Source organism: Cupriavidus sp. 22TCCZM04-2 (genome assembly GCF_057798895.1).
On the sequence record NZ_JBYOJS010000006.1, the window covers coordinates 101,892 to 121,974 of the forward strand.

General features: G+C 64.5%; 15 protein-coding genes. 4 read left to right on the plus strand and 11 right to left on the minus strand.

The annotated features are described in order from the left end of the window. Nucleotides 1-84: 84 nt before the first annotated feature. A complete protein-coding gene (locus AC3FKG_RS11835; protein ID WP_488743181.1) occupies nt 85-1,650 on the minus strand; it encodes a methyl-accepting chemotaxis protein in 1,566 nt (521 codons plus the stop codon). A 249-nt stretch (nt 1,651-1,899) separates the two neighbouring features. After that, complete coding sequence (gene typA, locus AC3FKG_RS11840) at nt 1,900-3,720, minus strand: translational GTPase TypA (RefSeq protein ID WP_342911965.1); 1,821 nt, start codon at nt 3,718-3,720, stop codon at nt 1,900-1,902. A gap of 187 nt (nt 3,721-3,907) precedes the next feature. On the opposite strand from typA, the gene AC3FKG_RS11845 reads away from it, so the two are divergent. The 4 genes from AC3FKG_RS11845 (at nt 3,908) to AC3FKG_RS11860 (ending at nt 8,963) form a co-directional block, all read left to right on the plus strand. Beyond that, nucleotides 3,908-4,384 carry a MarR family winged helix-turn-helix transcriptional regulator gene (locus AC3FKG_RS11845; protein WP_488743229.1) on the plus strand — a complete coding sequence of 159 codons (477 nt, stop codon included), beginning with the start codon at nt 3,908-3,910 and terminating at the stop codon, nt 4,382-4,384. 91 nt (nt 4,385-4,475) lie between these two features. After that, nucleotides 4,476-6,023 carry an AdeC/AdeK/OprM family multidrug efflux complex outer membrane factor gene (locus tag AC3FKG_RS11850; protein ID WP_488743182.1) on the plus strand — a complete coding sequence of 516 codons (1,548 nt, stop codon included), beginning with the start codon at nt 4,476-4,478 and terminating at the stop codon, nt 6,021-6,023. 43 nt (nt 6,024-6,066) lie between these two features. Continuing rightward, nucleotides 6,067-7,359, plus strand: coding sequence for an EmrA/EmrK family multidrug efflux transporter periplasmic adaptor subunit (locus AC3FKG_RS11855; RefSeq protein WP_488743183.1), 1,293 nt, complete (start codon nt 6,067-6,069; stop codon nt 7,357-7,359). Between the two features lie 2 nt (nt 7,360-7,361). Further along, complete coding sequence (locus AC3FKG_RS11860) at nt 7,362-8,963, plus strand: DHA2 family efflux MFS transporter permease subunit (protein ID WP_483708396.1); 1,602 nt, start codon at nt 7,362-7,364, stop codon at nt 8,961-8,963. A 94-nt stretch (nt 8,964-9,057) separates the two neighbouring features. Here AC3FKG_RS11860 and AC3FKG_RS11865 read toward each other — a convergent pair whose 3' ends face one another. The 9 genes from AC3FKG_RS11865 to AC3FKG_RS11905 all read right to left on the minus strand — a co-directional run bounded on the left by AC3FKG_RS11865 (nt 9,058) and on the right by AC3FKG_RS11905 (nt 20,010). After that, a complete protein-coding gene (locus AC3FKG_RS11865) occupies nt 9,058-9,258 on the minus strand; it encodes a DUF3606 domain-containing protein (RefSeq protein ID WP_483708397.1) in 201 nt (66 codons plus the stop codon). A 90-nt stretch (nt 9,259-9,348) separates the two neighbouring features. Next, entirely contained in the window at nt 9,349-10,296 is a 948-nt protein-coding gene (gene truB, locus AC3FKG_RS11870; RefSeq protein WP_488743184.1) for a tRNA pseudouridine(55) synthase TruB, read from the minus strand. Between the two features lie 71 nt (nt 10,297-10,367). Next, on the minus strand, nt 10,368-10,736 hold the full coding sequence (gene rbfA / locus AC3FKG_RS11875) for a 30S ribosome-binding factor RbfA (RefSeq protein ID WP_483708399.1): 369 nt from the start codon (nt 10,734-10,736) through the stop codon (nt 10,368-10,370). A 59-nt stretch (nt 10,737-10,795) separates the two neighbouring features. Continuing rightward, entirely contained in the window at nt 10,796-13,684 is a 2,889-nt protein-coding gene (gene infB / locus AC3FKG_RS11880; protein WP_488743185.1) for a translation initiation factor IF-2, read from the minus strand. 91 nt (nt 13,685-13,775) lie between these two features. Further along, entirely contained in the window at nt 13,776-15,251 is a 1,476-nt protein-coding gene (nusA, locus tag AC3FKG_RS11885; RefSeq protein WP_483708402.1) for a transcription termination factor NusA, read from the minus strand. Further along, nucleotides 15,248-15,736 (minus strand): ribosome maturation factor RimP, encoded by a 489-nt coding sequence (gene rimP, locus AC3FKG_RS11890; RefSeq protein ID WP_483708403.1) that lies wholly within the window; start codon nt 15,734-15,736, stop codon nt 15,248-15,250. Before rimP ends, nusA begins: the two co-directional genes overlap by 4 nt. 280 nt (nt 15,737-16,016) lie before the next feature. Then, nucleotides 16,017-17,834, minus strand: coding sequence for a 23S rRNA pseudouridine(2605) synthase RluB (rluB, locus tag AC3FKG_RS11895; protein WP_483708404.1), 1,818 nt, complete (start codon nt 17,832-17,834; stop codon nt 16,017-16,019). A 5-nt stretch (nt 17,835-17,839) separates the two neighbouring features. After that, nucleotides 17,840-18,712 carry an SMC-Scp complex subunit ScpB gene (gene scpB, locus AC3FKG_RS11900; protein ID WP_488743186.1) on the minus strand — a complete coding sequence of 291 codons (873 nt, stop codon included), beginning with the start codon at nt 18,710-18,712 and terminating at the stop codon, nt 17,840-17,842. Between the two features lie 542 nt (nt 18,713-19,254). Beyond that, nucleotides 19,255-20,010: a sulfite exporter TauE/SafE family protein gene (locus AC3FKG_RS11905; RefSeq protein WP_488743187.1), complete on the minus strand. Its 756-nt coding sequence runs from the start codon at nt 20,008-20,010 to the stop codon at nt 19,255-19,257. Nucleotides 20,011-20,083 lie beyond the last annotated feature (73 nt).

The following is a 20,083-nucleotide window of genomic DNA, read 5'->3' on the forward strand; positions in this document are numbered from 1 at the left end:
GCGAATGCAAGCCGCGATTCTACGCCGATCATTCTCGCGGCAACGCCTGCGTGTGCGGCATCCGCACACGCCTTCATGCCGCCATCATGCAAGCCTGAACGTCGACATCAGTGCCATCAGTCGTTGCGCCTGATCCTGCAGCGACGCAGCGGCCGCCGCGGCCTGCTCCACCAGCGCTGCGTTCTGCTGCGTCATGCCATCCATGTGCGAGACCGCCAGGTTCACCTGCTCGATGCCATTGGACTGTTCGTCAGATGCCGCGCTGATGTCGCGGATGAGCGCACCGACCCGCCGCACCGCATCGACGATGTCCTGCATGGCGCGGCCTGCGTCATCCACCATCCCAGTACCCTCGCGCACGTTGGCCACCGACTTGCCGATCAGCCCGCGGATCTCCTTCGATGCGCCCGCGCAGCGCTGCGCGAGGTCGCGCACGTCGCCGGCCACCACGGCGAAGCCGCGCCCATGCTCTCCGGCACGCGCGGCTTCCACCGCGGCGTTCAGCGCAAGGATATTGGTCTGGAAAGCGATCTTCTCGATCACGTCGATGATGTCGACGATCTTGCCCGAACTCGCGTCGATGGACTGCATCGTATGCACGACCCGCGCCACCGCTTCGCTGCCACGTTCGGCAAGCGTGGTGGCTTCGTTGGCCAGCGTAGCGGCTTCGCGCGCGCTGTCGGCGTTCTGGCGCACCGTACCGGTCAGTTCTTCCATGCTCGACGCGGTTTGCTCCAGTGACGCGGCCTGCTGCTCGGTGCGCTGCGACAAGTCCGCATTGCCACCGGCGATCTGTCGGCTCGCCGCGGCAATCGAATCCGCACCGCCGCTCACCTGGCCAACCATGGCGACGAGGCTCGACTGCATGCGCGCCAGCATGCCCAGCATCCGGCTGGTCTCGCTGCGCGCCCGCTCATCGGCCATCATGCCGCCGTCGCCCGCCCTCCCGCTCAGGTCGCCGCCTGCCATGCGCTCGAAGCGCGCAATGGCAAAATCCAGCGGCCTGACGATGGACCGGCGCAGGCGCCATGCCACCACCGTGCTGAACGCCAGCCCCGCAACGAGCACCACCGCCGCCCCGGCCAAAAGCATGCTGTAGCGCTGCTGCGATGCCTCATAGACCCGACGCGCACCGGCGACTTGCGCACGATTGAGATCGGCACTGACTGCGGTGAAGGCAATGTCGAGCTTCGGGATGGTTTCGAGCACTGCGGTCATCATCGCCTCGCGATCGCCGGCGTTCAACGCCGCAATCATCGGCGCGACCCCCTGCGAAAACAGCGCGTCGCGCTTGGCCGTCACGTCCTGCGTCAGGCTCGCTTCCTCTGGCGCGCGCGGCAATGCGAGGTAGGCCTTCCACGCAGCCTCCGAACTCTTCGCAAAGCCCTGCGCGGTCTCGGCGCGCGCTCGCGCGTCGGCGGGATCCTTGGCAAGGGTTGCCTGGTCCAGCAGCACGCGCACGAGCAGCTGATTGGAACGGGCATCGGCCAGGTGCATGGCCGCGATCAACTGATGCTCGTAGATCTCGCGCGTGGCGTCATTGCTGCGCGACATGCCGATCATGCCCACTGCGCCAACGATGAGCAGCAGGATATTTGTGACGACAACCAGAAACCACAATCTGGCTCCGATAGTAGTGTTGCGAAACATGGGCTCTCCGGAGTAAAAGGACGGCCCAGCCGGCCGTCCTGCTGGTCTACGGCGCGGCAAATCGTTCCTTGACCCTTGCGCGATGACACACAGAACTGACTTTCCTGTCGTCATTCGGCCCACGTGATTCCCTACCTCGAGAAACCCTCCCGCGCAACCCCGCGAGGCCAGCACACATGGTCGCGTCTAGAGAGTCCATCAAAAAAAAAACCGCGCCCTGAAGCGCGGTTTTTTTCAGCACGGCAGCGCTTATGCGCCTTCGCGGGAAGCACGCTTGCGCTCGTGCTCCTTCAGGTGGCGCTTGCGCAGGCGGATGCTCTTCGGCGTCAGCTCGACCAGTTCGTCGTCGGCAATGAATTCCACCGCATACTCGAGCGACATCTGGATCGGCGGCACCAGGCGCACGGCTTCATCGGTACCCGATGCACGCACGTTGGTCAGCTGCTTGCCCTTGATCGGGTTCACGACCAGGTCGTTGTCGCGGCTGTGGATGCCGATGATCATGCCTTCGTACAGCGCATCGCCCGGCTTGACGAACATGCGGCCGCGATCCTGCAGCTTCCACAGCGCGTAGGCCACGGCATCGCCGTCGTCCTGCGAGATCAGCACGCCGTTGTGGCGCTCGCCCAGGCCGCCTTCACGCACCGGCGCATAGTCGTCGAAGATGTGGCTGATCAGGCCGGTGCCTCGCGTCAGCGTCAGGAACTCGCCCTGGAAGCCGATCAGGCCACGGGCCGGAATGCGGTATTCGAGGCGGGTACGGCCCTTGCCGTCCGAGGCCATGTCGAGCAGTTCGCCCTTGCGGCGGCCCAGCTCTTCCATCACGCCGCCCTGGTGGCTGTCTTCGACGTCCACGGTCAGCAGTTCGTACGGCTCGTTCTTGACGCCGTCGATTTCCTTGAACACCACGCGCGGACGCGACACGGCCAGCTCGTAGCCTTCGCGGCGCATGTTTTCCAGCAGGATGGTCAGGTGCAGTTCACCACGGCCCGACACTTCGAAGATGGTGTCGTCGCCGGTATCTGCCACGCGCAGCGCCACGTTCGACTTCAGTTCGCGATCCAGGCGCTCGCGCAGCTGGCGGCTGGTCACGAACTTGCCTTCACGGCCGGCCAGCGGCGAGGTGTTGACGCAGAAGTTCATGGTCAGCGTCGGCTCGTCGACCTTCAGCATCGGCAGCGCGTCCTGGGCGTCCGGCGCGCACACGGTGCAGCCGATACCCAGTTCTTCGATACCGTTGATCAGCACGATGTCGCCGGCTTCGGCTTCTGGCACGATCTCGCGCTCCAGGCCCTGGAACTTCAGCACCTGGTTGATGCGGCCCTTGATCGGGTTGCCTTCGGGGCCAAACTTGACCACCACGTCCTGCAGCGGGCGAGCGCGGCCACGCGAGATGCGGCCCACGCCGATCTTGCCGACGTAGCTGGAGTAGTCCAGGGAGATGATCTGCAGCTGCAGCGGGCCGTCGCGATCGTCGTCACGCACCGGCACCTTGTCCAGCACGGTTTCGAACAGCGGCTTCATGTCGCCGTCGCGAACATCTTCGGTCAGGCCGGCAAAGCCGTTCAGGCCCGAGGCGTAGATCACCGGGAAGTCGAGTTGCTCGTCGGTGGCGCCCAGCTTGTCGAACAGATCGAAGGTCTGGTTGATCACCCAGTCCGGGCGTGCGCCCGGGCGGTCGATCTTGTTGACCACCACGATCGGCTTCAGGCCCAGCGCCAGCGCCTTGCGGGTCACGAAGCGGGTCTGCGGCATCGGACCTTCGACGGCGTCCACCAGCAGCAGCACGCCGTCAACCATCGACAGCACGCGCTCCACTTCGCCACCAAAGTCGGCGTGCCCCGGGGTATCGACGATGTTGATGTGGGTGCCGTTGTACTCGACAGCACAGTTTTTCGCGAGAATCGTGATCCCGCGTTCCTTTTCCAGGTCGTTCGAGTCCATCACCCGCTCTGCAACCTGCTGGTTGTCACGGAAGGTGCCTGCCTGGCGCAGGAGTTGGTCGACCAGAGTGGTCTTGCCATGATCGACGTGGGCGATGATGGCGATATTACGGATGGCGCGGGTCATTGCAGCTCGCTGTGCAGAAATCTGAAGTAACCCAACATTATAGCATGCTGCAGCGCGGCACGCCTTGCTTCAAACCTGCCCAAACTGTGCGTTAATTATTTCCAAAACAGAAATGACGAATTTCCATCCTTGCGGATAGTTAAACACACACATATATTTGTCAGAGCAAAGATTGCAGAGGCAAATGATGTCACCGGACCCGTCCGCCACTTCTTCCAATGATTTGTTTGACCCGGAGCGCTACGTCATGGGCGAAAGCGTGGGGTATCTGATATCCCGCGCCAGGAACACGCTCGCCCACAGCATCGAGCAAGAGGTGAGCAATCTGGACATCACGCATGCGCAGGCGAGTTGCCTGACCATGATTTCTTCCGGGCGCGCCAGCACGGTCACTGATCTGGGCCGTGAACTTAGCACCGACATGGGTTCGATTACGCGCCTGCTGAGTCGCATGGAAAAGCGCGGGCTGATCGAGCGCACGCGCCGCGACGACGATCGCCGTGTGATCGACTTGACGCTGACGCCGGCGGGCCATGCTCTCGCCGCACAACTTCCCGCCATCTTTTGCAAGGTCATGGCCAGCCATTTCCGCGGTTTTTCGACGGAAGAAGTCGAAGCGCTGCGCAGCATGCTGCGCCGGGTGATCTGCAACAACTCCGGCTAGCGCGCCGGCACGTTTTCCGCTTGCGCCACCCATATCGAACCGATATCGATCCAGATTTCCAGCCCGGCCTTTGCAGCCCGGTGCATCAACCATGAACCAAGCGCTCTCAAACTTTCTTTATAGCCCGTCGCACGCACGCGCCCTGGGCCGCCGCGCAGGCACGCTGGCCTTGACGGTCGTGGCCGCGGCCGTGCTCGCCGGGTGCGCCGCCTTTGGCAATTCCCACAGTACGCAGACCATGACGGAAGCCAGCGCCATGGCTACCGATCAGACCCTGCCGGCCGAACATGGCCAATGGCCGGGCATCGACTGGATCGATCAGTTCCAGGACCCGCAATTGCGTTCGCTCGTCGATGAAGCCGTCAAGGACAACCCGAACCTGCAGGTCGCCTTAGCGCGCGTGGAAGCGTCGCGCGCCATGGCCGACGTGACCCGCAGCGCGCTCTACCCGACGGTCGGCTTCGGCGCCGACATCACACGCCAGATCTTTTCCGAGACCGACCTGTTCGCCGGCACGCCGCTGGCGGGCCGCTGGTGGAACCAGTCCCACCTGCAGGCCAACCTGTCGTATGAATTCGATTTCTGGGGCAAGAACCGCTCGGCACTCGAAGCCGCGCTCTCGGACGATCACGCCATGGAGGCCGAAAGCCAGGCCTCCCGTTTGATCCTGACCACGTCGGTCGCCAAGGCTTACGCCCGCCTGGCCGCGCTCTATGCGCAACGCGACGTGGCCGAGCGTGCCATCACGCAACGGCAGGACCTCACTTCGCTGTCGCAGCAGCGCTTGGCCGCGGGCCTCGACACACAGGTGGAAACCACCCAGGCACGCGGCACGGTGGCCGCCGCCCGCACCGACCTGCAGCGCATCGACGAAGATATCGCGCTGTCGCGCAACCAGATCGCCGCGCTGCTGGGCAAGGGCCCGGACCGCGGGCTGTCGATCCAGAAGCCGGTCCTGCTCGCGCAGGCCACGCCAAAGGTGCCGGACGACCTGACCATCGGGCTACTGGGCCGCCGCCCTGACCTGGTGGCCGCGCGCTGGCGCGTGGAAGCCAGCGGCAAGGAGATCAAGGTCGCCAAGGCGGAGTTCCTGCCCAATATCACGCTGACCGGCTTTGCCGGCCTGGCGTCGCTGCGCCCGGAAGACCTGTTCATGGGCATCAGCCGCACCATGGGCTTCGGCCCCGCGCTGCACCTGCCGATCTTCGAGGGCGGCAAGCTGCGCGCCAACCTGAAGGGCAAGTACGCGCGCTACGACATTGCCGTCGCGAGTTACAACCAGACCCTCGTCGACGCGCTCAAGGAAACCGCCGACACGATGACGAGCATCCGCAGCGTGGACAACCAGATCAGGACGCAGCGCGAAGCGCTGGACCTGGCCGAACACGCCTACTCGCTCGCCACGATGCGCTACAAGGCCGGCCTCGGCACGCAACTGACCGTGCTGAACGCCGAGAGTAATGTGCTGCAGCAGCGCCGCCTGGCGACCGACCTGCAGGCCCGCCGGCTGGACCTGCAGATGGCCCTCATGAAAGCCCTCGGCGGTGGCTACGAAGAACCGCAGGAAGGCGGCGAAGGCCATGCCCCCGCCGCTGCAGCAACGAACCAGACAACCAGCCAGACCGGCGCCCGCGGCTGATCCGCGCGCCCGTCATTGCAGAACAGATTCACGAGAGACCAACATGAGCGACAACCAGCAAGCCGGCCACTCCAATACTCCGGCGGCATCCGTCAACAACAATGGCAAGCGCAAGCGCCTGCTGCTTTCCCTGACCGCGGCCATCGTGGTCGGAGGCGTCGGCTATGGCGTGTACTGGGGCCTCTATGCGCGGCACTTTGAAAGCACCGACGATGCCTACGTCGCGGGCAACGTCGTGCAGGTGACGCCGCTCGTGGGCGGCACGGTGGTATCGATCGCCGCCGATGACACGCAGCTGGTCACGGCCGGCCAGCCGCTGATCCAGCTCGACCGCGCCGATACGCAGGTGGCGCTGGAACAGGCCGAGGCCCAGTTGGCCCAGGCAGTGCGCGAGGTGCGCACGCTCTACGTCAACAACGGTTCGCTGGCCGCCAATGTGGCGCTGCGCGAAGCCGACGTCGCCAAGGCGCGCGATGACCTGCGCCGCCGCCAGGCCATCGCGGGCTCGGGCGCGGTGTCGAGCGAAGAAATCTCCCACGCGCAGGCCGCGTTGCAAGGCGCGCAGTCGTCCCTGCTTGCGGCACGCGAGCAACTCGCCTCGAACAAGGTGCTGACCGACCAGACCACCGTCGACAAGCACCCGAGCGTGCAGCGCGCCGCGGCCAATGTGCGCTCGGCATACCTGTCGTACGCACGCTCGGCGTTGCCCGCTCCTGTGACCGGTTATGTGGCCAAGCGCTCGGTGCAAGTTGGCCAGCGCGTGGCCGCCGGTGCGCCGCTGATGGCCATCGTGCCGCTGGACCAGGTCTGGGTCGACGCCAACTTCAAGGAAGTGCAGATCACGCATATGCGCATCGGCCAGCCCGTGACGCTTGAAGCCGACGTCTATGGCTCGAAGGTCAAGTACAGCGGCAAGGTGGAAGGATTCTCGGCCGGCACCGGTTCCGCCTTCTCGCTGCTGCCGGCGCAGAACGCCACCGGCAACTGGATCAAGGTGGTGCAGCGCCTGCCGGTGCGCATTGCGCTTGACCCGCAGCAACTGAAGGACCACCCGCTGCGCGTCGGCCTGTCGATGAACGTGACGGTCGATGTGCGCAAGGAAGAAGGCGCCGCGATGGTCAGCACCACCGCGGCCAAGCCGATGCAGACCGACGTCTATGACAAGGTCGCGCAGGATGCCGACCAGCTGATCGCGCGCATCATCGCCGTGAACAACGGCGGCCGTGCACCCGCCCCTGCCGATGCCGTACCGGCCAAGGGCGCACCGGTGCGCAACCTCCCGGCCGACGACGCAGCGGCCAGCGCCGCCGTGGCGCGGCCCTCGAACCGCGGCTGATCATGGCGGACGCACTGACCGTGGGCGAACGTGCCGGCGCCGCGCCAAAGCCGCCGGCACGGCCGACGCATACGCAGCCGCTTAGCGGCGGCAAGCTGGTGGTCGGCACCATCGCGCTGTCGCTGGCCACGTTCATGAACGTGCTCGATTCGTCGATCGCCAACGTATCGATTCCGGCCATCTCCGGCGACCTCGGCGTGGCGCCGAACCAGGGCACATGGGTCATCACGTCGTTTGCGGTGGCCAATGCCATTTCCGTGCCGCTGACGGGCTGGCTCACCACGCGCTTCGGGGCGGTGCGCCTGTTCATCACGTCGATCCTGCTGTTCGTGCTGTCGTCCTGGCTGTGCGGCGTGGCGCCCAACCTGGAAACGCTGCTGGCCGCGCGTGTGCTGCAGGGGGCGGTGGCCGGGCCGATGATCCCGCTGTCGCAGTCGCTGCTGCTATCGAGCTACCCTCCGCAAAAGAGCACCATGGCGCTCGCGCTGTGGGGCATGACGACGCTGGTGGCGCCCATCATGGGCCCGCTGCTCGGTGGCTGGATCTCGGACAACATGACCTGGCCGTGGATCTTCTACATCAACGTGCCGGTGGGCTTGCTGACCGCCTACGCCACGTGGACGATCTACAAGGACCGCGAAACGCCGACCAAGGTGCTGCCGATCGACCGCATCGGGCTGTCGCTGCTTGTGATCTGGGTAGGCTCGATGCAGCTGATGCTCGACAAGGGCAAGGAGCTCGACTGGTTCCATTCGACCGAGATCGTGGTGCTCACGCTGGTGGCGGTGCTGGGCTTCCTGTTCTTCCTGGTGTGGGAGACTTACGAGAAGCATCCGATCGTCGACATCACGCTGTTCAAGGGCCGGAACTTCAGCTCAGGCGTGGTGGCGATCTCGGTGGCGTATGGATTGTTCTTCGGCAACCTGGTGATCCTGCCGCTGTGGCTGCAGACCATCGTGGGTTACACGGCCACGGATGCGGGCATCGTGATGGCGCCGGTGGGCATCTTCGCGATCCTGCTGTCGCCGGTGATCGGAAGGAACCTGCCGAAAATGGATGCCCGCTGGGTCGCCACGGCCGCATTCGTCACGTTCGGCATTGTCAGCCTGATGCGCGCGGGCTTCACCACGCAGGTAGACACGCGCACGCTGATGATCCCAACCCTGATCCAGGGCGCGGCCATGGCGATGTTCTTCATCCCGCTGACGTCGATCATCCTGTCGGGCCAGCCGCCCGACAAGATCCCGGCCGCATCGGGCTTGTCGAATTTCGTGCGGATCACGTTCGGCGGCATCGGCGCGTCGATTTCCACCACCGTGTGGGAAAACCGGACCGCCCTGCACCACGCCCAGCTGGTGGAGAAGATCAATCCCTACAATCCGGCCTACTCGGACCAGCTTCATCACCTGATGCAGATGGGCATGAGCCAGGCCCAGGCGGTAGGCCTGATGGAACGCAACATCAGCCAGCAGGCGGCGATGCTTGGCGCCAATGACATCTTCTGGATTTCCGGCGTCCTGTTTTTCGTGCTGATCGGCTTTGTATGGCTGACCAAGCCGGCCAAGGGCGGTGCCGGGGCGGACGCGGCCGCCGGCGCACATTAACGGAAGCTCTCATGGAAAAAAGGCCACGCGCTGGATAGCACGTGGCCTTTTCCCTTAGGGCCAGCCTGTTCTAGAGCGGCCCGGTTCACCGTTGCTAACTTGCGCCGGCCTGCCCTCCGGCGGCCTCCAGTCGGGCCCGCACCGCGGCGATATGCTCGCCCGCAACGTCCACGGCATCCTCCAGGGCACGCTCGGTACACCCCAGCTCGCGGCACCAGTACTGCACCTCGAACGGGTCCATCAGGTTGATGCGGCCCGGATCCAGGGGCCGGAACTGGCTGATCTGTTCGCTCATGCTACCTCCTGTTACCTCTGGCCTTCATACGGCTCTTGCATTGTAGGCGAGCGACCAGCGCGTGCCTCGAAGAAGGTTGCGGCAACGCCCTCAGAGGCGCACCAGTCGCTCCGGCCGCAACGCGCCTTCGCGCATGCGCGCTACACCGAGCAGACGCGCCGGCGCGCCGCCATAGACGCGGGCCAGCGTGTCCTCTTGCGGCACGCTGCCTGCCGGCAGATCCCTCTGCGCAATGCGCTGGCCCTGCAGGAACCGGGCGCTCGCTTCGGCGTCCAGCGTGACGGGCGGGCAACGCTGCAGCAGCGCATCCACCGGCGCGAGCAGGGCCGGACGCGCATCGTCCGGCTGTGCGGTGATCTGCTCCAGGGTCACGGCGGCGTCCAGGGTCAGGTCACCGACCGCAATGCGGCGCAGGCCAGTCAGGTGCGCGCCGCAACCAAGTGCCTCGCCGATATCCTCGGCCAGCGTACGGATATACGTACCCTTGCTGCATTTCACGCGCATCGTGAACGCCGGCGCCTGCGGCAACGCGCAGTCGAGGATATTGATTTCATGAATCTTGACGCGCCGGGCCGGGCGATCAACCGTCTGTCCGGCGCGCGCGTATTCGTACAGCGGACGGCCGTCCTTCTTCAGCGCCGAATGCATCGGGGGAATCTGGTCGATCTCGCCCATGAAGCGCGCAATCGCCGCATCGAGCGCAGCGCGATCGCAAGCGACCGGACGCTCCGCCAGCACCTCGCCTTCGGCGTCGCCCGTCGTCGTCTTCTGCCCAAGCCGCACGATCGCCTCGTAGGTCTTGTCGGCCTCGAGCAGGTCCTGCGAAAACTTGGTCGCCTCGCCGAAGCAAAGCGGAAGCAGACCGGTGGCGAGCGGGTCGAGCGTTCCGGTGTGGCCAGCCTTGAGCGCGCGCAGCAGCCGCTTGGCGCGCACCAGCGCATCGTTTGAGGACAACCCGAGCGGCTTGTCGAGCAGCAGCACGCCATGCACCTCTCGGCGCGGCAGCCGGGGCGGACGGTTATTGGCGGAATCGGTCATGGGAACAATGCGGGGGCGGCGGGCGTGTTGCCCGCGCCGGGACTGTGCATTCCGGCGCGGCCGGAATCGGATCAGTCGTCGCTGGAACGCGTGGCGTTCGCTTCGTTGATCAGCTTGGACATCTCGATCGCGTGTTCGACCGATGTGTCGTGGAAGAACCGCAGCGTCGGCACGGTATGGATATGCAGGCGCTTGTACAACAACGAGTGCAGGTAACCCGCCTTTTCGTTCAGGATTGCTGCCGCTTCCACGGCATCGGCGCCAAGCACCGTGAAGTAGACCTTGGCGTGCGCATAGTCCGGCGTGAGCGTGACGGACTGCAGCGTGATCAGTCCGAGGCGCGGATCGCGCAGCTCGCGCTGGATCATCTCGGCCAGGTCCTTCTGGATCTGGTCGGAGATACGCAGGTTACGGGAGGAAATACTGCCTTTCTTGGCCATTCAATACCATCTTGTCGAGACGACAACGGCGGGCCGAAGCCCGCCGTTGTTGCGCCGCCTTACAGCGTGCGCGCCACCTCGGTGATTTCGTACACTTCGAGCTGGTCGCCTTCTTGAACATCGTTGAAGTTCTTGATCGACAGACCGCACTCGAAGCCTTGCTTGACTTCCTTGACGTCGTCCTTGAAACGCTTGAGCGAGTCGAGTTCGCCGGTGTGGATGACCACGTTGTTGCGCAGCACGCGCACCAGCGAGGTACGCTTGACCAGACCGTCGGTAACCATACAGCCAGCCACCGCGCCAATCTTCGGCACGCGGAAAACCTGGCGCACCTCGACCTGACCGATATTGGTCTCGCGCTTCTCCGGCGCCAGCATGCCCGACATGGCCGCCTTGATCTCGTCTACCGCATCGTAAATGATGTTGTAGTAGCGGATGTCGATGCCATGGTTCTCGGCCAGCTTGCGCGCACCGGCGTCGGCACGCACGTTGAAGCCGATGATGACAGCCTTCGAAGCGGTCGCCAGGTTGACGTCCGATTCGGTGATGCCACCCACCGCGGCGTGAACCATCTGCACGCGCACTTCGGCGGTCGACAGCTTGAGCAGCGACTGCACCAGCGCTTCCTGCGAACCCTGCACGTCTGCCTTCACGATCAGCGGCAGCGTCTGGACGTCGCCTTCGCTCATCTGCTCCAGCATCGTTTCCAGCTTCGCAGCCTGCTGTCGGGCCAGCTTCACATCGCGGAACTTGCCCTGGCGGAACAGCGCGATTTCGCGTGCCTTGCGCTCGTCCGGCAGCACCAGTACTTCTTCACCGGCAGCCGGCACTTCCGACAGACCCTGGATTTCCACCGGGATCGACGGACCGGCTTCCTTGGTCGGCTTGCCGTTTTCGTCCAGCATGGCACGCACGCGGCCATAGGCGCTACCAGCCAACACTACATCGCCACGCTTGAGCGTGCCGCTGCTGACCAGGATCGTCGCGATCGGGCCCTTGCCCTTGTCGAGCTGGGCTTCCACCACCAGACCCTTGGCCGGCGCGTCGACCGGTGCCTTCAGTTCCAGGACTTCGGCCTGCAGCGACACCTGCTCGAGCAGATCCTCGATGCCGGCACCGGTCTTGGCCGACACCGGCACGAACGGCGAATCACCACCGTACTCTTCCGGCAACACCTGCTCGGCCACCAGCTCCTGCTTGACGCGGTCGGGGTTGGCATCCGGCTTGTCCATCTTGTTGATCGCCACGACGATCGGCACCCCGGCAGCCTTGGCATGCGCAATGGCTTCCTTGGTCTGCGGCATCACGCCGTCGTCGGCCGCGACCACCAGGATCACGATGTCGGTAGCCTTGGCACCGCGGGCACGCATGGCCGTGAAGGCCTCGTGACCCGGGGTGTCCAGGAACGTAATCACGCCGCGGTCGGTTTCCACATGGTAGGCACCGATGTGCTGCGTAATCCCGCCGGCTTCGCCCGCTGCAACCTTGGTGCGGCGGATGTAGTCCAGCAGCGAGGTCTTGCCGTGGTCGACGTGACCCATGACGGTCACCACTGGCGGACGCGGCAGCTGCTCGGCATCGGTGTGCTCTTCGCCGTCCACCACCAGCAGCGCTTCCGGATCATCCAGCTTGGCGGCAAACGCCTTGTGGCCCATTTCTTCCACCACGATCATGGCGGTTTCCTGGTCCAGCACCTGGTTGATCGTCACCATCTGGCCGAGCTTCATCATCTGCTTGATGACCTCGGATGCCTTCACGGCCATCTTGTGTGCAAGATCCGCCACCGAAACGGTTTCCGGCACGTGCACTTCACGCACCACGGGTTCGGTCGGCGCCTGGAAATTGCTGCGGCCGTCGTCGTCACGCTGGTGACGACCACCGCGGCCACGCGGACCACCGCGCCAGCCGCCCACGCCACCCGACGAATCGCCGCGTGTCTTCAGGCCGCCCTTCTTGCCGCGCGAGGCGTCATCCTTCCACCCCGGGGCACCAGGCTTGCCGGTCTTCTTGTCGACCGTCGTGCTGGGTGCGGCAGTGGTGGCCGGCTTCTTCTCATCCTTCTTGGCCTCGGCCGTGGCGCCGGCCGGCTTGACCGGCTTGTGCAGCGTACCGGTCTGCTCGGCCTTCTTTTCTTCCGCCTTGCGCTCGGACGGTGCCTTGAGCACGCGTGCCGGCGCATTCAGCATCTGCTGGATGGCACGGGCTTCGGCTTCGGCAGCCTCGCGGCGCTTGCGTGCGGCGTCCTGCTGCTCGACACGCGCCTTGTCGGCGGCTGCCTTAGCATCGTCGGCAGCCTTCTGCGCGACCGCGCGCTCGGCGGCTACGCGCGCCTGCTCGTCCTCGGCCTTCTTGCGCGAAGCTTCTTCGGCGGCCTCGTTCACGGCACGCGCGGCAGCAGCTTCCTCTTCGGCCTTCTTGGCGAGAAGAGCGTTCTGGCGCTGCTGTTCGGCTTCCAGGGCTTCCTGCTGCGCACGGCGCTCGGCTTCCTCTCGCTCGGCGGCCTCGCGGCGCGCCTTCGCTTCGGCTTCCTGGCGTGCCAGCAGTTCCGCCTGGTTGCGCTCCTCTTCTTCACGGCGCGCCTGTTCGGCGGCGTCGGCGTCCACGGTATGCGGCTCCGACTCGGCGTGATGGTCGGACGTCGCTTCGTCGCGCTTCATCAACACGCGCTTCTTGCGCACCTCGACCTGAACGGTGCGCGTCTTGCCGGTGGAGTCGGCCTGACGGATTTCGGAAGTTTCACGCTTGGTCAGCGTGATCTTCTTGCGTGCGCTGTCATCGGCCTGGCCGTGCGAACGCTTCAGATAGTCCAGCAAGCTGGTCTTATCCGATTCCGTGACGATATCTTCTGGCGTCGCCTTGCCCACCCCAGCCGCCTGCAATTGTTCCAGCAGGGCAGCTGCGCTGCGACTCAGTTCTGCGGCCAGTTGGGCAACTGTTGTGCTTGCCATTCAAACCCTTTCAATGCTTGGTTTCTTCGTCGGGACAAATCGTATGTGGAAAGCGCGTCCGGTAATGTTGTCACATGCCCGGACGTGTCCCTCAGTTGAACCAATGTTCCCGTGCCTTCATGATCAGCGCCTTGGCTTCTTCCTCGCTGACGCCTGTCATCTCGACCAGTTCGTCGACGGCCAGTTCTGCCAGGTCGTCACGCGTATGGATATCGCCTTCGGCCAGTTTGCCGATCAGTTCCGGGTTGAGGCCGTCGAGCGAGCGCAGGTCTTGCGACACCTCTTCAACCTTTTCTTCCCGGGCCAGTTCCATCGTCAGGAGCGCATCACGTGCGCGGTTGCGCAGCTCGTTGACGGTGTCTTCATCAAACGCCTCGATTTCCATCATTTCACTGATGGGAACGTAGGCCACTTCTTCCAGCGTGGAGAATCCTTCGTCGATCAGGATATCGGCCACTTCTTCGTCGACGTCCAGCTTGGCCATGAACAACTTGCGCACGACATCGCTTTCCTCGGCCTGCTTCGCCGCCGACTCTTCCTGCGTCATGATGTTGATCTGCCAGCCGGTCAGTTCGGACGCAAGGCGCACGTTCTGCCCGCTGCGACCGATGGCCACGGCGAGATTCTCCTCGTCGACGACCACATCCATGCTGTGCTTTTCCTCATCCACGACGATCGACTGCACCTGCGCCGGCGCCAGCGCGCCGATCACGAACTGCGCCGGATCTTCCGACCACAGCACGATGTCCACGGCTTCGCCGCCGATCTCGTTGCGAACGGCCGTCACGCGGGTACCACGCACACCCACGCAGGTACCGATCGGATCGATACGCTTGTCATGCGCCACCACGGCGATCTTGGCGCGCACGCCCGGGTCGCGGGCTGCCGCCTTGATCTCCAGCAGGCCTTCTTCCATCTCGGGCACTTCGTTCTCGAAGAGCTTGATCAGGAACTCGGGCGCGGTGCGCGACAGTTCGATCTGCGGGCCGCGGGCCGCGCGATCCACGTTCAGGATATACGCACGGACACGGTCGCCGGTGCGCAGATTTTCCTTGGGGATGATCTGGTCGCGTGCCAGCAGCGCTTCCACGCGACCGGATTCGACGATCAGGCCCTTCTTGTCGGCGCGCTTGACCGTACCGGTCATGATCTTCTCGCCGCGATCGAGGTAGTCGTTCAGGATCTGCTCGCGCTCGGCGTCGCGGATGCGCTGCAGGATCACCTGCTTCGCGGCCTGGGCGCCGATACGCCCGAATTCGACGGACTCTATCTGCTGCTCGACATAGTCGTTCAGCTCGATGCTCGGGTTGTCGTCGCGTGCCTCGAACAGCAGGATTTCCTTGTCCGGCTCCTGCAGGCCCTGATCGTCAGGGACGACAAGCCAGCGGCGGAACGTCTCATGCTCGCCCGATTCGCGGTCGATCGCGACACGGATATCCACGTCTTCCTCGAAACGCTTCTTGGTCGCGGAGGCCAGTGCAGCCTCCAGCGCGCCAAATACCACATCCTTGTCGACGTTCTTTTCACGCGCAAGCGCATCGACGAGCAACAGAACTTCGCGGCTCATTGCTTGTTCCCTTTTCTTTGATTTCCTTTGAAGTCGATCACCGGCACCAGGCGCGCCTTATCGACATCAGATACCGTGAACTCCAGCAGCGCCGGACCGTCCTTGCCCTGGAACTCCAGGCCAACCTTCTCGGCGCCAGCCTCACCCGTCGGCTCGCGCAGAATGCCCGTGAAGTTCTTTTGCCCATTGACAGGCAGGCGTAGCGTCACGCGCGCTTCTGCCCCGGCGAAGCGGGCATAGTCGGCCAGTTTCTTCAGCGGCCGGTCCAACCCCGGCGAGGAGACTTCAAGCCGTTCGTAATCGACGTTCTCGACGGTCAACACGTGCGTCAACTGCCGGCTCACCTTCTCGCAATCCTCGATGACGATGCCGGTTTCAGGCTGATCGATATAGACACGCAACAGTCCGGCCGGAGCACGTTCGAGCTCAACCAGCTCGTATCCCATGCCGTTAAGGGTGGTTTCGATCAAATCTGCCAGATGCACTGTATTCCCAAGTAATGGCCATCAACTTCCAGGGCAGGCTGGCTTGCCTGCCCCGCCTGGGACGACATGGGCAAAGCCACCTGCCAGTCAGCCTCCGGCGCACATGCGTCAAACGGGCGAACCAAAAAAAAATGGGCACAATGCCCATCATTCGCCCATCCTCTGGGAGGATGACTTTTTGAATAGACTTTAATTATACGCAGATTATGTCCAAAAGGCAAAAGGGCATGTATCGGCGCCTGATCAGGCCCCGGCAGTGAATGGCCGCCGGGGCTGCCGCTTAGCGGTTACCTCGGTTACCGCCCCGGTTGCCGCCGCCAGCACCGCCGGCGCCACCGCCCTTGCCGCGGCCCGAGCGATTGCCGCCGCCCTTTGCAGCCTTCGGCATCACATTGCCGTTGACATCGCCGCCGCGGCGCTGAGGCCGGCCCTGGCCACCAAGGCCCGCGCCACCCGCACCGCCGCGCCCGCCGCCAGCGCGTCCGCCACCCTGTCCGCGCCCGCCACCCAGATTAGCGGCGTGCGACGTCAGCACGGTGGGACCATGGCTGATATAGCCCATCGACGTCCGCATAGGATCGGGTTGGCCACGGCCCGCACCGCCCTTGTCGACCCGCGGCAGGCCGTCCATACCGGTATGCATGGGCATGCCGGCAATTGCCGCCTCGGTGCGCTGCTTGCGCCCACCGACCTTGGTCATGCCCTTGCCACCCTGCTGCTCACCCCTGCCCGGCACCTTCAGGCCGATGGCATCCATCATCGTCCTGACTTCCGTCGCCTCCAGCTCTTGCCAACGCCCGCGCTTCAGGCCGCGCGGAAGCAGGAACTGCCCGTAACGCGTGCGAATCAGGCGCGACACCGTCAGGCCCACCGCTTCAAACATGCGGCGCACTTCACGGTTACGCCCCTCGGTCAGCGCCACGTGATACCACTGGTTCACGCCCTCGCCACCACCATCCGCAATGCGCAGGAAATTGGCCTCGCCGTCATCGAGTTTGATGCCATGGAGCAGGCGCTGGCGATCTGCTTCCGCCAGCTCACCCAGCGTACGCACCGCGTACTCGCGCTCCACGCCATAGCGGGGATGCATGAAGCGATTGGCAATGTCGCCCGACGTCGTAAAGATTAGCAGGCCTTCGGTATTGAAATCCAGGCGGCCCACCGCGACCCACTTGCCGGTTTTCATGCGCGGCAGGCTGTCGAACACGGTCGGGCGGCCCTCGGGATCCGACTGGCTCACGATCTCGCCGGCCGGCTTGTGGTACAGCAGCACGCGCGGAGGCTTGGAAGAAATCTTGCGATGAATCAGCTTGCCGTTCACCCGGACCTGATCGGCCGGCAGGATCCGCTGGCCGATATGCGCGGGCAATCCGTTGACGGAAACGCGGCCCTGCAGGATCAGCTCCTCCATTTCGCGGCGCGAGCCCAGGCCGCCTTCAGCCAGGACCTTGTGCAGCTTAGGCGCATCGTCGTCCGCGGACAGTTCGCGCACCGGCTTAGCCTTGGTGCGTGGGATGACGGTGTCTTCCTGGTCGTACTGATCCGAGATAACAAAGCGGAACAGGTCTTCGCTGCTCGCGCCCGCCTTCTCGGGACCGGCCGGCCCCTTCCGTTGCGACTGACCACCCTTGCGCGGGCCCTGCTGCCGACCCGCCGACTGGACATCGCCTTCCGGCGTGGCCCGGGCAGTGCGCTGGCCCTGCGGCTTGCGCTTGCGGCCCGCCTGCTCGCCCTTGTCGCCGCGCTCCTGCCCAGCTTGACCGCCTTCCCGGGCCGGCGCATTTTCCGCCCTGATCGGCTTGCGCTTGCCGCGGCCACGCGGGGCCGCACGCCCGCCGGGTTCGCCGGCAGGCCTGCTCTCGCCAGCATCAGCCTGGGCGCCAGACTCGGCTCCTTCGGCGCGATTGCCGTCTCGATCCTGCCCGCCCTGCCGGCGCGAAGCCACCAGGTTGCGCAAGCCGCGTCTCAGCCCCTTCCGGCGCGGCGCCGTATCGGTGCCTGACCCGGATTCTGCTGCGCCGTCGGCAGCCGGTGACCCGGCTGACCGGGTGTCTTGTTCAACGGAATCAGACAAAGTATTCACTATCGGATGTTGCATATTGTTCAGTTGGGCACGCGCTCATCATCATGCTCGCTCGCGTGCGGCGGCACAGTATCGTCGCCGGATGAATTGCCGCCGTCCTGGTTGCCCGGCGCGCTTTCGGCATGGAAGCCATTTGCCTCGGTCACAGCCGACGCGAGATCTGCCACCTGCATGGCGTCGGCGCTGGCCTGCGCGACGGCCCCAGCCTCGTCAGGAGGTTCGTCGCCAGCAGCCGGCTTGGCGGCATCGGACGACTCACCGGCCGGCGTAACCGGCTCCGGCTCAGGGAAGGCCTCTTCGTCGCCAGCCACCGGCAGCGCCGTTGCCATCTCTTCAAAATCGATCGCCTGCTGATCCAGTAGCGCCGCCTGCGATTGCGCCTGGGCGTCTTCGAGCGGAGGCAGTTCGTCCAGCGTACGCAAACCCAGATCGTCCAGGAATGCCTTGGTGGTCGCATAGAGTGCCGGTCGCCCCGGTACATCGCGGTGGCCGATGACCTCGATCCAGCTGCGGTCTTCCAGTTTCTTGACCACCTCCGTGCTAACCGTCACGCCACGGATTTCCTCTATGTCACCACGCGTTACCGGCTGACGATAAGCAATGATCGCCAACGTTTCCATGACGGCCCGCGAATACTTGGGGGGCTTCTCGGGATTGAGGCGATCGAGGTATTCCCGCATCTCAGGCCGGCTCTGGAAACGCCAGCCGCTGGCCAGTGCCACCAACTCGACCCCGCGCTGGCGCCAGTCCTGGCGCAACTCATCAAGCAGGACCCGAACAGTGTCCGCGCCGACATCGTCTGCAAACAGACGGCGCAGGTCGCTCACGCGCAAGGGCTCCTGCGCACAGATCAGCGCAGTCTCGAGGACGATCTTCGCCTCTTGGGTATTCATGTTGGGTGTGCAGCCTGTCTTTGCACCTGCTCAGGGACGAATCCGGAGCCCTGGACATTGTGGATTTAACGGTGCGATTGCCACCGCCATCTCATCGCGCAGCAAACCCGAAAGCGTTTCGCTTCGAGACCGTGCACCTTCTTTTGCTTCGATTTGCCGGGTGTGTTCCGGCAGGAGATTGCCCGGTCACCGGCAAGTACCAGTGCACGAACCTCTTGCACGCGCCCACATGGGCGGACATGGCTTCCGGCGAACGTCCGCCTGGGCCGCAAGAAAAACGAATATCGGGATCAGGGCCAGCAATGACCGCACCACGGTCGCAGAGCCAGCCGGACTTTTGAACAGATATTATGAACCGGATGGACTGCGGAAGGGTTCGGCGCCGAAATGTCGGCTTGTCCGAAACTCCGGACGCCCTTTTTTTGGAAGGGCTGCCAGGCGCCGCTCGGAAACACGCCGCGCGATACCGCAATGCAGGCGATTGTATGGCATTCCCGCATCCGCCTGCAACCACCGCGCACTCCCGCGCCTTCACGGTGGCGTCAAAACACCAGGCAAAAACCATGCTCGGCCAGCGAATGTGGCAATAACACCGCTCGACCGATTCCCAGGCCGCCGAAGACCATGACCGCCAATCCAGCTCCCATCCTGACCCAACGGCGGCGAGCCCAAGCGCGCAGCAGCCCCGAAAAGCTGGATAGCGCCAGCAAATTCGGTAGCGTGCCAAGCCCGAAGGCGCCCATTACCAGGGCACCCGAGGGCGCATTACCGGCCAGTAACGCGAGGGCAAGCGCACCATAGACCATGCCACAGGGCACGAGCCCCCACGCCAAGCCCATGCCGTAGCGGCGCACCAGACCACCGCTTCTCGCCGCCGTGGCCGGAGTTTTGCGGCGAAGCCGGCCGAAGCTTCCGGCAACGGCGGTCCCCGCGCGCGCGCCGAACCGTTCCAGCCACACGATGGAAAACGCTTCGCCGCGTAGCAGGCGCCAGCCAGATACCAGCAGCAAGGCGCTCCCGGCGCCAAATAGCCAGCGCTGAACCGGCAGGTAATCCTGGCGCCAGGCCGTCGCCCCCACCGCTCCAAGGATCGCACCGAGCAGCATGTAAGTGGAAATCCTGCCCACATGCATCACCAGCAACTCCAGGAGCCAGTCTTGGGGGCGCCGCACCACGGCAATCGGCACGTCCACGGCGCGCTGCTCGACTGCGAGGGCAACGCCACCGCACATGGCAGCGCAATGAAAGCCCCCCAGCAAGGCAAGCATGAAAACACTGAGAAGCACACCAAAAGTCAATTGCAACTCCCTACCGCATCACATCGCGCGTTAAAATGCATGCATTGCGCCCTCGCCGCTCATTCCTTGCAGG